Raw genomic sequence first — 13,216 nt, forward strand, 5'->3', positions numbered from 1 at the left:
TGGCAAAGAACACTGCCGCCTTTTTTAAGATTTCACGCTCCATCTTGAGCTCAGCGATTTCGGCTCGTAACCGCGCTAGTTCGCTGTCTTCCTTGGTGATGGTTTTACGCTCGGGAGAGCTCAGCGGCAGGCCTTTACGCGTAGCATCAACCCAGTTGTCGAGCGTTTTGACGGACATCTCAAGCTGACGTGCAGCTTCAGTTCTGCCAACGCTTTCGGCTAGAGCTACGGCTTGCGTTTTGAACTCATCGGTGTAGTTGCGGCGAGTACGTGGGTACATGGCGACCTCCAAGAGAACGATGTAAGTATCGCTTCTTGGCGTCCGTTGTCAGGGGACAGGCCCAGCAAAACCGCTCGCTCCCATCATCCGGCCCCTACGCTTCGCTTCGGGGTTCCCTCACTCCGGTCTTGCTCCCGGGAGTACGCACCGAAGGGCCATCCATGGCCCATCGGTGCTCGACGGGCATCCATGCCCGTCGCCTCCCTCCGCAAGCCCTCCGATCGGCCTCCTGAAGTCGCGAAGTTAGGGGCGGCGCCTATATTGGCGCTGCTGTCGCTGGTTGGTTGTTGTGTTGGATATCAAATTGCATTCGCCGGCTTGCCGGCGAACAGGCCATTAAAAACAACATATCAATAACAATTGAACACTCGCTGCTCTTGCTCTTGCTCTTGCTCTTGCTCTTGCTCTTGCTTCTAAGCGCGCGATAGNGCTCCCGGGAGTACGCACCGAAGGGCCATCCATGGCCCATCGGTGCTCGANGGGCATCCATGCCCNTCGCCNCNCTCCGCAAGCCCTCCGATCGGCCTCCTGAAGTCGCGAAGTTAGGGGCGGCGCCTATATTGGCGCTGCTGTCGCTGGTTGGTTGTTGTGTTGGATATCAAATTGCATTCGCCGGCTTGCCGGCGAACAGGCCATTAAAAACAACATATCAATAACAATTGAACACTCGCTGCTCTTGCTCTTGCTCTTGCTCTTGCTCTTGCTCTTGCTTCTAAGCGCGCGATAGTCCAGTCACCGCCAAACGCGACTTCAGGAGGCCGAACGGAGGACTTGCGGAGCGGGGCGATGGGCATGGATGCCCATCGAGCACCGATGGGCCATGGATGGCCCTTCGGTGCGTCCACGCGGGAGCAAGGCCGGAGTGAGGGAACCCCGAAGCGAAGCGCAGGGGCCGGATGATGGGAGCAGGCGGTTTTGCTTACTTTTTCCAAGAAAAAAGTAAGCCGCCGTAAGGGCGGAAAGGTGATGAAAAGTCGCTATCGTGAATGGATATGCACCGAAATATAAAAACCAGCACATTAATCTTCGAGCCCGAACTCACAGAAGCCTCGTGGATCATGGCCGTTACGCTATCGATGGCGTAGTCCTCAAGGTGGATAGCAACCAGAGGCGCCCCCTGCCCAGCGCAAACGCCGCTGCCGGCAACAACGTCAGCCCGCTTTACCCGCCGGCGCCGGCCGCAGCACCAGCCACAGCGCCGCCCCGATCAGCACCCCGCCATACAGGTGCGCCATCGACAGCGGCTCATCCAGCAACCAAGCCCCCCACAACACCCCGAACACCGGAATCAGAAAGGTCACGGTGCTGGCCTTCACCGGCCCAATCTCGTTCAGCAGTCGGAAGTACAGGATGTAGGCGAACGCCGTACACAGCAGCCCCAGCCCCAGCAGCGACAACCATACCTGCCAGCCGCCCCAGCTGGCCGGCGGTTGCGTGAGCGCGCTCCAGGCAAACAGCGGGCTTAACAGCAGGGTGGCGCCGAGTATGCTGCCAAGGGCCGATAACCGGCTGTCGAGCGTTCCCACCCAACGCCGTGCGAGAAAGCCCGCGAAACCGTAGCAGGTAGTCGCCGCCAGGCAGGCCAGGGCGCCTTGCACCAGGGCCAGGTCCAGCGCCACCGGGCCGGCACCGCTGAGAATGCCAACGCCGAACAACCCAAGGAAGATCCCGCAGAGCTTGGGCAGGGTCATGGCTTCGCGGAAGCACAGCGCGCCGATCAGCACGCCCATGAGCGGTGTGGTGGCGTTGAAGATCGCCGAGTAGCCGGCCGGCAACACTTGCGCGGCCACCGAGTAGAAGGTCGCCGGGATACCAGAGTTGATCATGCCCAGTACCAGGCAGGCGCCCAGCTTGCCCTCGAAGTCCCAGCGCACCCGCGCGGCGGCGAGGATTGCGATCAACCCCAGGCAGGCGATCGACACCCGGAAGAACGCCGTCGGCACGGTGCCGAGTTCCGGGGCGATGATGCGCATGAACAGGAAGCTCGCCCCCCATACAGCGGCAAGGGTCAGCAGGCGGGCTAGGGCGATGGGGCTCACGGGGGTCTCCGGCGGTAGGGCAGGGGCGCGAGTGTACGCCAGGGTGGGCAGGGGATTCTTGTGCTTTCTTGCTATGTAATAGCGCCCGGGCGGGTGCGCTCGGGGTCACCGATTGCCTGCGCTGCGGCTAAGCTCTTGCGATGCCCCTCCCGCACAGAGACCCCGCGCATGACCCAGCACTGGCCCGCCGGCGAAATCGCCCGGATGATCCTCGACGGCTTCGACGACTACCGCGAACAGTTCCGCCGCATCACCCTCGGTGCCCGCGAGCGCTTCGAGCAAGCGCGCTGGCAGGATATCCAGCGGGCGGCGGCGGCGCGCATCAACCTCTACGAACAGAAAGTCGGCGAGGTCAACGGCTGGCTGCGCGACGGCTTCGACGAGGAAGTGCTGCTGGACGTGGAGCAGTGGCCGCTGGTCAAGAGCGCCTATATCCGCCTGATCGACCCGCGTCTGGACGACGAGCTGTCGGAGACCTGGTACAACTCGCTGTTCTGCAGCCTGTTCAGCCATGACCAGATCAGCGACGGCTGCATGTTCATCCACACCACCCGGCCGTCGATCCGCAGCCACGCGCGTGCCACGCAAACCCGCACCTACACGCTCGACGAGGGCCTCAAGGGCTTGCTTGGCGCTGTGCTCGCCGAACATGGGTTCGCCTTCGGCGACCTGGCCGGTGATATCGCCCGGCTCGAAGAGCAATTGCGCGAAAGCCTGCCCGACTGGGTGTGCAAGGACCCGGCCCTGGCGCTGGAGCTGTTCACCCCGGTGCTCTACCGCAATAAGGGCGCCTACCTGGTCGGCCGTCTGTACAACGACGACGAGCAATGGCCGCTGGTGATCCCGCTGTTGCACCGCGAGGGCCATGGCATCGAGGCCGATGCGCTGATCACCGACGAGGCCGAGGTGTCGATCATCTTCTCCTTCACCCGTTCCTACTTCATGGTCGACGTGCCGGTGCCGGGCGAGTTCGTCAACTTTCTCAAGCGCATCCTGCCGGGCAAGCACATCGCCGAGCTGTACACCTCGATTGGTTTCTACAAGCATGGCAAGTCGGAGTTCTACCGCGCGCTGATCGGCCACCTGGCGCGCAGTGACGATCGCTTTGTCATGGCCCCGGGGGTGCGTGGCATGGTCATGAGCGTATTCACCCTGCCGGGCTTCAATACCGTGTTCAAGATCATCAAGGACCGCTTCTCGCCGTCGAAGACCGTCGACCGCGCCACGGTGATCGACAAGTATCGGCTGGTGAAAAGCGTCGACCGGGTCGGGCGCATGGCCGATACCCAGGAGTTCGCCGACTTTCGCTTCCCACGGGCCAAGTTCGACGCCGAATGCCTGGCTGAGCTACTGGAAGTGGCACCGTCCACCGTGGCCCTGGAGGGCGACACGGTGCTGATCCGCCACTGCTGGACCGAGCGGCGCATGACCCCGCTCAACCTGTACCTGGAACACGCCAGCGAGGCGCAGGTGCTGGAGGCGCTGGAGGACTACGGGCTGGCCATCAAACAACTGGCGGCGGCCAACATCTTCCCTGGTGACATGCTGCTGAAGAACTTCGGCGTCACCCGTCATGGCCGGGTGGTGTTCTACGACTATGACGAGATCAGCTTCCTCACCGAGGTGAACTTCCGCCATATCCCGCCGCCACGGTACCCGGAGGACGAGATGTCCGGCGAGCCATGGTACTCGATCGGGCCGCATGATGTGTTCCCCGAGGAGTTCCCTCCCTTTCTGTTCGCCGATATCGGCCAGCGCCGGTTGTTCAGCCGGTTGCATGGCGAGCTGTATGACGCCGACTACTGGAAGGGGTTGCAGGAGGCGATACGTGAGGGGAAGGTGATCGATGTGTTCCCGTACCGGCGCAAGGGGCGCTGAGTCGCCACGCCCAATTGCGCGCCAGCTCTCATAGCTGTCTTGCACGGACCCTCTGTAGGAGCGGCCTTGTGCCGCGAACGGGCGGCATCGCAGCCCCAGCCATTTAAGTAGCAAAATCGATAGCTGGGGCCGATCTGCGGCCCTTTCGCGGCACAAGGCCGCTCCTACAGGGTACGTGCTACCAGGTGGGGCTTGCCGGCGAAGGGCCGCATGGCTGTACTCGAAGGGTCAATGCTTGAGGCACTTGAGTTCACTGAAGTCGGTACGTACCTGGCCCAGCTTCTGCTGAAGCAACTGACGCTGTGCCGGGCTGCTCTTTTTCATCAAGTCCACCAGCAGGCTGCGGGCCTGCGCTTCGCTGTTCTGGAAGGCCTGGCGATACTCGGGCGTCCACAGGCTCTCCTTGCGTTGCAGCAGCTGCGCCAGGCGCGGCTCGAAGTTGGGCGAGGTACGTTGGTTCATCGCCAGCACCAGTTGTTGTTGCCAGTGGGCACGGTTGGCGATCGCCTGGCGATTCTGGTCGCCCAGCGCCTGGGACCAGCTCAACACCCGTAGCCGCTGCTCGCCGCTGAGCTCGCCCAGCCAGGGCTCCAGGCGCTTCTGCATGCGCTTGGCACGGTTTTCGACTTGTTGCGGCACGGGGGTGTCGGCGTTTTCCTTCTGGCGCTTGTCGATGTCCTTGCGAAACGCCTGGCGCATCTCGGCCACCTGGCTGTCGCTCATGCCGCGCAGCAGCTCGGTGGCGGAGGGGGTGATCTGCTCGGCGACCCGGCCGATGGCCTGGCGAGCTTCAAGGGTACGTTGTTGCAGGGCCGTATCGGTGACCGCGTCGTTGGCCACCATCGCCTGCACCCGGTCGAGCCAGTCGAGGTAGCCGGGCAGTTGCGTGCGGCAGTGCCAGGCCAGCTGTTCCTTGAGCCGTTCGTCGAGCAGGGCTTTCTGCTCACGGTTCATGTCCAGGTAATCATCCAGCGACCACGGCACCAGCCGGTCGAGGTTGCGGTAGGCCAGGTCGATGCGGTTGCAGGCCGCCAGCAGCACGGCGCAGGCGACCAGGGCGAGCAGGGCGTGGGACAGGCGTGCGGGCATGAGCGAACCCTTGCAAGGACTGGCCAGGCGATAGACGCAAAGGGGGCTCGGCGGTTCCGGCGGATGTGTGCTCGGGCGGCCGGGCGGGTCAGGTGTTAGAATAGCCGCCTTGTCTTGAGGATCATCGGAAATGGCTCTGCTTGGGCGCTACAACAGTTTGCAAATCGTTAAACACGTGGAATTCGGCCTGTACCTGGACGGCGGTGCCGATGGCGAAATTCTTCTGCCGCGCCGCTACTTCCCCAAGGATGCAGAGCTTGAACTCGACGACTGGCTCAACGTGTTCATCTATCTGGACAGCGAAGACCAGCTGATCGCCACCACCGAAAAGCCGAAAATGCAGGTGGGCGAATTCGCCAGCCTCAAGGTCAAGGACATCAACGGTGCCGGCATCTTCCTCGACTGGGGCCTGTCCAAGGACCTGCTGATGCCGTACTCGGAAGAGTCGCGGCCGCTGAAGATCGGCGACTACTGCGTGGTCCACGCCTATCTGGACAAACGCACCCGGCGTATCACCGCCACCGCCAAGCTGGACCGCTACCTGGACAACGCCCCGGTTGACTACAAGCCCGGCCAGCCGGTCGAGCTGCTGGTGGCCGGTGAAACCCCGATGGGCTTCAAGGCGATCATCAACAACCGCCACTGGGGCCTGATCCACAAGAACGAGGTGTTCAAGTTCCTGCGCTCGGGCATGCACGAGAAGGGCTTCATCAAGGAAGTGCGCCACGACGGCAAGATCGCCCTGAGCCTGCAGCCGGTGGGCGAGGCGCTGGCCGACAGCCTCAACGAGCAGATCATGCAGCGCCTGGAAGCGGCCGGTGGCGTGCTGCCGGTGTGCGACAAGAGCGACCCGGCGGTGATCAGCCAGATGTTCAACGTCAGCAAGGGCAACTTCAAGAAAGCCATTGGCGCGTTGTTCAAGCAGGGCAAGATCGTCATCCATGACGACCGGATCGAGCGGGCCTGATCAGCCCTGCACGAAGGTGCGGAAATCCAGCTGCTCGCCGCCCGGGCGGGTGTCGCGCAGCAGGGAGTCGCGGTCGGCGCTCAGCGCCAGGCTGATGGTCGAGCGACGCTTGCCGGGGTGACGCACTTCCATCTGCTCCTGGTGAGCGCGCAGGAAGTTGACCGGCACTTTCAAGTGCTGCAGTTCGTCGGTCTCGGGGGTGTGCAGCAGCAGGTTGACCCAGTCGGGCTGGCCTTTGCGCAGCAGTGCCACCGGCACTTCGAACCACCACAGGTTGCGCTTCTTGTCGAGGATGGCGAACAGGGTGTTGTCGCGGTCGAGTACCGGCCGGGCCAGCGCTTCGTTGCGCCGGGCGATGGCGGTGGGTTTATCGAGTTTCATGCAGGTTCCTGCGGGTTGACGCCAGAAAGGCCTGACATTGTGCGGGGTGGCGCAGGGCGGGGCAAGGTTTGCCGATCGGCTTTGCCCTTTCGGGCCAATCGCCGGCAAGCCGGCTCCCACAGGGCCAGGCGCGGTCCTTGTGGGAGCAACTGTCTTGCGCAGGCTTCTGTAGGAGCGGCCTTGTGTCGCGAAAGGGGGGCGCAGCGCCCCCAGGATCTCGAGTACGCCCAAGATCGCCGGGGCCGCTCCGCGGCCCTTTCGCGACACAAGGCCGCTCCTACAGAGACCACGCAAGATGTGGGAGCCGGCTTGCCGGCGATTGGCCCGTCGACTCAGCGACGAAGCGGCTGGCTCAACTCGGACGTGGCCCCGTCGCTGGTTGTCACTGTCGCGGTGAAGCTCTTCGACCTTGCACTCTGCTCCAGCGCCTGGGCAAACCGCGCCCGCCCCTGGTCATCGCTGTTCACCAGCACCTCCCCCAGATACTGCTCGGCCTCGGTCCCGGCCGCCTCGGCATTGCCGAACACCTCGACCCGCAATAGGCTCGACGCCGGCCCCTGCACCTCGCCCCGCAGCACATTCCCTTGCAGGGCAATGAGCCTGGGCGGCTGCTGGTTATGGTTGGGCAACGGCTGGCAGGGCTTGGGCTGGCCATTGCCATCGCAGATGATCGCCTGGTCCTGTTTCGGCAAATCCGCCCCCACACCCCGCGACCCGACGTACAGCGCGTGGGCCTGGGCCGGCACGCCGAACACGATGGCCCCGGTGCGCTGGCCTTCCACGCACGAGCCACCGGCCTCGCAGCGGCGGATGTCCTGGCTGTTGCCCCAGATGCGGTTGGCGCTCAGGCGCGTGGCGGTGCTGTCCGGCTCCGGACGCAGCGCCACGCCGATGCGGTTGCCATGGATCAGGTTGCCGTCGAGGATGTTGCCCTCGCCGGTGACGCTGATGCCGATGGAGTTGCCGGTGAAGGTGTTGGCGGCCAGGTAGTTGCGCTTGCCCCAGTTGATCTGCAGGCCGTCGGAGTAGTCCTCGAAGCGGTTGCGCACCACGCTGTTGTCGTTGCCCAGCAATATCTCGATGCCCTGCGACGGTTCCGGGTTGGCCGGGGTGGAGCGGAACAGGTTGTCGGCCACCAGGTTGAACGCCGCGCCGCGAGTCAGTTCCAGGCCGTCGCCATTGTCGATCAGCTGGTTGCGCAGCACCTTGTTGTTATTGGTGGTGGTGGCGGTCGGGTTGCCGGCGCCGTCGTCGCCAGTGAGCATGATCCCGGCGCCGCCCTTGTTGGCGACGATGCGGTTGTCCTGGATGACGTTGCCGCTGGCGCGGTTGACCAGGATGCCGATGCAGAAGTTGCGTACTTCCAGCCCCTGGAGCTGCACGCCCTGGGTGTCGCGCAGCACCAGCCCCGGGTGGGTGGTGGTGCGCACGTTGGTGCCGAACTGGCCGGGCAGGGCGCCGGGGCAGGTGCGCGCGCCTTGGTCCTTGATGTAACCCGAGCCGTCGATGGCGATGTATTGCCCGTCGCGGGCCCAGGCTTGGCCGGTGATGGCCACCGGCCCCTTGATTTCGGGCAGGGCGCGGGTGGGGCGAATCACATAGGGCGGCTGGCCGACGGCGGCGATGTCGATGCGGTATTGGCCCGGGTGGCGGTTGTTGGTCTCGATGGCCCAGCGCAGGGTGCCGGGCTGGTCGTCGTCGGCGTAGCGATCGACGGTCAGCACTTGCGGTTGCGGGGTGGCCAGGGCAGGCAGGGGGAGTAGCGGCAGCAAGGCCGCCAGCGCAGGCAAAAGGCGCATGGGTGCGGGTTTCCACGGGCTGTTGTTGTTATGCGGCGCGCCGGGCGGAGGCGGCCTGTCTGCGGGCGATTCTAGGGGAGGCCGCTGGCTTCGCGGCGCGCAGCAAGGCGAATCGGTGCGGTATTCGCCCGCTGTTTGCCGTTCGGCTGGCGTTGATCGAACCATTTGAAACTCTAGCGAACAGGCGCGGGTCGATCTGTTGTCGACACGATTTCGCGTGTCTTTCCCGCAAGGAGACATCCCATGAGTGGCACCAAGGACAAAGCGAAAGGCCTGGCCAACGAGGCCGTGGGCAACATCAAGCAGGGCGTCGGCAAGGTCACCGACAACGACCGGCTGCGCGCCGAAGGCAAGGCCCAGGAGCTCAAGGGCGAGGCGCAACAGGCGGTAGGCAAGGTCAAGGATGCCGTGAAGAAACCTTGACGTGTCACGTAGGAGCCAGCCTTGCGGGCGAACCGGGCGTTACGCGATATCGGCGCCCGGTTCGCCAGCAAGGCTGGCTCCTACGGATTTGTAGGCGTTTTCTTGCATTTGCCACGCAGCAGTCACAGTACCGACGCTGTCTATTAGACTTGTCAGCATTGACAAGGCCTTCCTGTAGTCGGCCAGCCCCTCAGACGATCAAGCGGCGAAAGGAGACGCTATGATTTTCCCCGACCTGCGCGGCCTGCCCCTGCACCGCGTGCTGGTGCGCACCGTCAAGGAATTCCTCGACGACGAGATGTCCACCTACGCCTCCGCGCTGGCCTACCAGATGCTGTTCTCGCTGTTCCCCTTCCTGCTGTTCCTGATCGCCCTGATCGGCTTTCTGCACCTGCCGGACTTCTTCTCCTGGCTGCGCCTGCAATCGGAGCTGGTGTTGCCGCCCCAGGCGCTGGAGCAGGTCAACCCGGTGATCGACCAGTTGCAGCAATCCAAGGGCGGCTTGCTTTCGGTGGGTATCGTCATCGCCCTGTGGACCGCCTCGGCCGGCGTGCGCCTGATGATGAGCGCGATGAACGCAGCCTACGACGTGCCTGAAGGCCGCCCCGTGTGGAAGCGCGTCCCGCTGTCGATCATCTACACCGTCGGCATCGCCGGCATGCTGCTGGCGGCGGCCGCGCTGATGGTGCTCGGGCCGCAGGTGATGGAGTGGATCGCCGCGCAAGTGGGCTTGCAGGAGGCGGTGGTGATCGTCTGGACCGTGCTGCGCTGGCCGGCGATCATCATCCTGATGATGGTGGCGGTGGCGCTGATCTACTACGTGATGCCCGACGTGAAGCAGAAATTCCGCTTCATCACCCCAGGCTCGGTGCTGGCGGTGGTGGTGTGGATCATCGCTTCGCTGGGTTTTGCCTACTACGTGAAGACCTTTGCCGACTACAACGCCATGTATGGCAGTATCGGGGCGATCATCGTGCTGCTGCTGTATTTCTACATCTCTGCCGCCGTGCTGTTGCTGGGGGCGGAGATGAACGCGGTGATCGAGCACATGTCGGCCGAGGGCAAGGACCCCGGCGCCAAGGACTTCGCCCACGACAACCCGCAGGAAACCATCACCGTGCTCGGCCATGAGCACCCGGTGACACCCGAACCCCACAGCCACGAGCCCAACCCCCGATGATCCGCGACATTCTCAAGATGGGCGACGAGCGCCTGCTGCGCATCGCCCCGCCGGTCCCCGAGCACATGCTTGGCAGCCCCGAGCTGCAACAGCTGATCGACGACATGTTCGAAACCATGGCCCATGTGGGTGGCGTGGGCTTGGCCGCGCCACAGATTGGCGTCGACCTGCAACTGGTGATCTTCGGCTTCGAACGCAGCGAGCGCTACCCGGATGCCGAGGCGGTGCCGCGCACCATCCTGCTCAACCCGGTGATCACGCCGCTGGCCACCGAGGTCGAAGATGGCTGGGAGGGTTGCCTGTCGGTGCCTGGCTTGCGCGGCGTGGTGCCGCGCTACAAGCACATCAGCTACACCGGCCTCGACCCGCAGGGCAACCCGATCGACCGCTTCGCCGATGGCTTCCATGCCCGGGTGGTGCAGCACGAGTGCGACCACCTGATCGGCCGGCTCTACCCCTCGCGCATCCAGGACTTCAGCAAGTTTGGCTACACCGAGGTGCTGTTCCCCGGGCTCGAAGTCGCCGACGACTGACCACGCACCAACGCCACCAGGGGCTTGCTGCGCTGGTAGCGGGCCAGGCGCGAGGCCAGGGCGTCGGGCAGGCGGTCCGCCGGGGTGAAGGCCAGGTGTTGGTAGAAGGGCTGCAATGCTGGCTCGCAGAACAGCCAGACCGGGCCGGCTCCCGCTTTGAGTGCGGCTTCGATCAGGCGCGAAGCCAGCTGTTGCCCACGCCATCGCGGGGCGACGAACAATCCCGTCAGCCACTGGCCCCCTGCGACCGGTATGAGGTTCATGCCTGCCACGATCTCATCGGCGCGGGCCACCCACTGCACACCCTCGCCCGCAGCGCGCATGCGCGAGCCGTGCTGGCGGTAGAACAGGTCCAGCAGGCGGCGCTGGAGAGGGGGGAGGGGGGTGAAGTTCAGCAGGGGAAGGCCTAAAGGGCTGCGGCGCCGCCCATCGCTGGCAAGCCAGCTCCCACAGAGACAGCGCAGAACCTGTGGGAGCTGGCTTGCCAGCGATGAGGGCGAGCGCATGGCTGGAAATATCGAATGCGCACTTTGTCGCAGATTGTTGCAAATCCGGCAAGGCTGAATATCCGACTTTGGGGTTCAACTATTCCTGGCCGGGAGTAGACTTTTCCACATCCCCCCGGCAGTACGACAAAGCGGGATCGGTACTTCGTGTCATCTTCGTAGTCGATGACAACTTCTCCGCGCCAGTGACGGCATCAGAAGTCACACGATCAGCTTGATAGCCATCAAGGTCGCATCCATGAAAGCCCTACTGATTCTTGCATTGGTCGGTATGTCCTCGTTCGCCCTCGCCGAAGAGGCCAAGCCCGCCGCCAGCCAACCCGTGGTCGAGCAGTACGACTATTCCACCAACCTCGACATCAAGCGCGTGATCAGCCTGTCGACCATCCCCAATGTCTGCGAGGTGGTGCCTGCCACCATGACCTACGAAGACCACCAGGGCCAGATACACACCCTCCAGTACCGCGCCATGGGCGAGGGTTGCAAGCAAGGCTGAGGTGATCCTGTGGCAGCGGGTTTACCCGCGAACATGACGCCGCGGTGCATGGCACGGGCTGCGCCCGTGTTCGCGGCTAAAGCCGCTCCCTGACCGCGCCATTCTCAAGGCTCGCGGTGTATCTGTAGGAGCCGGCTTGCCGGCGAACCGGGCACCACGGTGGATGGCACCGGCTGCGCCGGTGTTCGCCGGCAAGCCGGCTCCTACGGAGACTGGGTTGACTGTAGATGCCGGCTTTACTGGCGAACCGGCCGATACCGACATCCCGGCTCAGCCACTGGCCAGCACCTTGGCGACCACCTCCAGCCCCTGCTTCAACTGCGCCCGGCTGTGCGCCGCCGACAGGCTGATGCGCACGCCCTGTAGCGCCTGGGCACCTATCGCGAACACCGCCGCCGGCACGATCTCCACCCCTTGTTCACGACAGCGCGCCACCACCCATTCGGCGTCCCTGGGCGTGACCACCCAGGCATGCGGCGAGGCTTCGCTGTCGGCCACCAGCGCCGGCCCCAGCAACGTGCGCGCCAAGCGCCAGCGCTGGCCGATCTCTTCGCGCTGCCAGGCCAGGCGCCGGGTGGCCGTGCCATCGGCGATCCACTGGCAGGCGATGCGCAGGTTCAGCGGCGAGACCGGCCAGTGGCTTGCCCGGGCATGGGGGTCGACCTGGTCGAGCAGCGCGGGGCTGGCGACGATCCAGCCCAGGCGCAGCCCGGCGGCGACGGTCTTGGACAGGCTGCTGATCAGCACGCCGCGCCCCTCCAGCAGCGGGTAGAGCGGCGCGCGGTCGGTCAGTGCGCCGTACACATCGTCCTCGATCACCAGCAGCCCATGGCGCTTGACCACCTCGGCCAGCGCCTGGCGGCGCGCCTCGTCCATGCAGGCGGCGGTCGGGTTGTGCAGGGTGGGGGTGATCACCAGCACCCGCGCCCCACTGGCACGGGTGACCCGGTCCAGCTCGTCCGCGCGCAAGCCCTGGCCATCCAGCGCCACACCATGCACCGGCAGGCGCAACTGGCGGCAGGCGGCCTTGATCCCCGGGGCGGTCAGCGCTTCCACCATCACCGGCTCGCCCGCCTGGCACAGCGACTGCAACAGGGTGGTCAGGGCCTGCTGCGCGCCACCGCAAAGCAGCAACTCGTCCGGCGCCAGGGCCAGGCCACGGTTGGCCAGCCAACGGGCACCGTGCACGCGGCCGAGCAGCAGCTGTTCGGGCCCCAGGTAATGGTCCAGCAGGTCGCTGGCCCCCTGGGCGAGCAGGGCCCGCAGGCTGTGTTCGAGGTCGTGGTTGTGCGGGTCGGCCACCGGCACGTTGGTCGACAGGTCGATCAGCGCGGGTTGGTGGCCCTGCTGCTTGAGGCGGAACAGCGTCGCCTCCTTGCTCCCCGCCAGCACATAGGTGCCGCGGCCCACCTCGCCAGACACCAGGTGCCGCGCCGCCGCCTCGCGGTAGGCCTGCTGCGTGGTGCTGGGGTTGAGCCCCAGGCTCCAGGCCAGGCGCCGCTGCGGCGGCAGGCGCTCGCCCACTTTCAGCTCGCCACGCTCGATGGCGTTGGCGATGGCGTTGACCAGGGCCAAGTAGCGGGGTTGGTCGTCATCAGCAAGCGTTGGGGTCCACACGAAATTGCCACCCATGCAATATAACTTT

13 protein-coding genes are annotated in these 13,216 nt (G+C 64.8%); 6 read left to right on the forward strand and 7 right to left on the reverse strand.

The features are described 5' to 3' along the window. Positions 1-280 (reverse strand): transposase (locus tag IX761_RS01845; RefSeq protein ID WP_194787856.1); only part of this gene is annotated, 280 nt, incomplete at its 3' end. 1,151 nt (positions 281-1,431) lie between these two features. Beyond that, complete coding sequence (locus IX761_RS01850; protein WP_194787857.1) at positions 1,432-2,319, reverse strand: DMT family transporter; 888 nt, start codon at positions 2,317-2,319, stop codon at positions 1,432-1,434. 168 nt (positions 2,320-2,487) lie between these two features. Here IX761_RS01850 and aceK point away from each other — a divergent pair, with 168 nt between their 5' ends. After that, entirely contained in the window at positions 2,488-4,197 is a 1,710-nt protein-coding gene (aceK, locus tag IX761_RS01855; RefSeq protein WP_194787858.1) for a bifunctional isocitrate dehydrogenase kinase/phosphatase, read from the forward strand. A 228-nt stretch (positions 4,198-4,425) separates the two neighbouring features. Here the strand turns inward: aceK and IX761_RS01860 are convergent, their stop codons facing one another. Next, entirely contained in the window at positions 4,426-5,286 is an 861-nt protein-coding gene (locus IX761_RS01860) for a DUF6279 family lipoprotein (protein WP_194787859.1), read from the reverse strand. 130 nt (positions 5,287-5,416) lie between these two features. Here IX761_RS01860 and IX761_RS01865 point away from each other — a divergent pair, with 130 nt between their 5' ends. Further along, positions 5,417-6,253: a S1 RNA-binding domain-containing protein gene (locus tag IX761_RS01865; RefSeq protein ID WP_194787860.1), complete on the forward strand. Its 837-nt coding sequence runs from the start codon at positions 5,417-5,419 to the stop codon at positions 6,251-6,253. Here IX761_RS01865 and IX761_RS01870 read toward each other — a convergent pair whose 3' ends face one another. Together IX761_RS01870 and IX761_RS01875 are read right to left on the reverse strand one after the other, a co-directional pair. Continuing rightward, entirely contained in the window at positions 6,254-6,634 is a 381-nt protein-coding gene (locus IX761_RS01870; RefSeq protein WP_194787861.1) for a hypothetical protein, read from the reverse strand. A gap of 332 nt (positions 6,635-6,966) precedes the next feature. Continuing rightward, positions 6,967-8,433, reverse strand: a complete 1,467-nt coding sequence (locus tag IX761_RS01875) for a right-handed parallel beta-helix repeat-containing protein (protein ID WP_194787862.1) — start codon at positions 8,431-8,433, stop codon at positions 6,967-6,969. 243 nt (positions 8,434-8,676) lie between these two features. On the opposite strand from IX761_RS01875, the gene IX761_RS01880 reads away from it, so the two are divergent. The 3 genes from IX761_RS01880 (at position 8,677) to def (ending at position 10,569) form a co-directional block, all read left to right on the forward strand. Continuing rightward, positions 8,677-8,856 carry a CsbD family protein gene (locus IX761_RS01880; protein ID WP_050706819.1) on the forward strand — a complete coding sequence of 60 codons (180 nt, stop codon included), beginning with the start codon at positions 8,677-8,679 and terminating at the stop codon, positions 8,854-8,856. A gap of 220 nt (positions 8,857-9,076) precedes the next feature. Further along, positions 9,077-10,036, forward strand: a complete 960-nt coding sequence (locus tag IX761_RS01885; RefSeq protein ID WP_194787863.1) for a YihY/virulence factor BrkB family protein — start codon at positions 9,077-9,079, stop codon at positions 10,034-10,036. Then, complete coding sequence (gene def / locus IX761_RS01890) at positions 10,033-10,569, forward strand: peptide deformylase (protein WP_194787864.1); 537 nt, start codon at positions 10,033-10,035, stop codon at positions 10,567-10,569. The genes IX761_RS01885 and def overlap by 4 nt, the downstream gene beginning before the upstream one ends. Here the strand turns inward: def and IX761_RS01895 are convergent. Then, positions 10,524-10,928, reverse strand: coding sequence for a GNAT family N-acetyltransferase (locus tag IX761_RS01895; protein WP_228533182.1), 405 nt, complete (start codon positions 10,926-10,928; stop codon positions 10,524-10,526). The genes def and IX761_RS01895 overlap by 46 nt on opposite strands. A gap of 385 nt (positions 10,929-11,313) precedes the next feature. Here IX761_RS01895 and IX761_RS01900 point away from each other — a divergent pair, with 385 nt between their 5' ends. Beyond that, entirely contained in the window at positions 11,314-11,571 is a 258-nt protein-coding gene (locus IX761_RS01900; RefSeq protein WP_194787866.1) for a DUF2790 domain-containing protein, read from the forward strand. Between the two features lie 270 nt (positions 11,572-11,841). Here IX761_RS01900 and IX761_RS01905 read toward each other — a convergent pair whose 3' ends face one another. After that, positions 11,842-13,203, reverse strand: coding sequence for a PLP-dependent aminotransferase family protein (locus IX761_RS01905; protein ID WP_194787867.1), 1,362 nt, complete (start codon positions 13,201-13,203; stop codon positions 11,842-11,844). Positions 13,204-13,216: the final 13 nt, after the last annotated feature.

This window comes from Pseudomonas sp. UFMG81, from assembly GCF_015354575.1.
In the GTDB taxonomy this organism is placed as follows: Bacteria; Pseudomonadota; Gammaproteobacteria; order Pseudomonadales; family Pseudomonadaceae; genus Aquipseudomonas.

What these genes read in the sequence shown, in the direction of transcription:
- IX761_RS01880 (WP_050706819.1), top strand. Translation starts at nt 8,677, where the DNA reads ATGAGTGGCACCAAGGACAAAGCGAAAGGCCTGGCCAACGAGGCCGTG.
- IX761_RS01865 (WP_194787860.1), top strand. Translation starts at nt 5,417, where the DNA reads ATGGCTCTGCTTGGGCGCTACAACAGTTTGCAAATCGTTAAACACGTG.
- IX761_RS01875 (WP_194787862.1), bottom strand. Translation starts at nt 8,433, where the DNA reads ATGCGCCTTTTGCCTGCGCTGGCGGCCTTGCTGCCGCTACTCCCCCTG.
- aceK (WP_194787858.1), top strand. Translation starts at nt 2,488, where the DNA reads ATGACCCAGCACTGGCCCGCCGGCGAAATCGCCCGGATGATCCTCGAC.
- IX761_RS01870 (WP_194787861.1), bottom strand. Translation starts at nt 6,634, where the DNA reads ATGAAACTCGATAAACCCACCGCCATCGCCCGGCGCAACGAAGCGCTG.
- IX761_RS01885 (WP_194787863.1), top strand. Translation starts at nt 9,077, where the DNA reads ATGATTTTCCCCGACCTGCGCGGCCTGCCCCTGCACCGCGTGCTGGTG.
- IX761_RS01900 (WP_194787866.1), top strand. Translation starts at nt 11,314, where the DNA reads ATGAAAGCCCTACTGATTCTTGCATTGGTCGGTATGTCCTCGTTCGCC.
- IX761_RS01860 (WP_194787859.1), bottom strand. Translation starts at nt 5,286, where the DNA reads ATGCCCGCACGCCTGTCCCACGCCCTGCTCGCCCTGGTCGCCTGCGCC.
- def (WP_194787864.1), top strand. Translation starts at nt 10,033, where the DNA reads ATGATCCGCGACATTCTCAAGATGGGCGACGAGCGCCTGCTGCGCATC.
- IX761_RS01905 (WP_194787867.1), bottom strand. Translation starts at nt 13,203, where the DNA reads ATGGGTGGCAATTTCGTGTGGACCCCAACGCTTGCTGATGACGACCAA.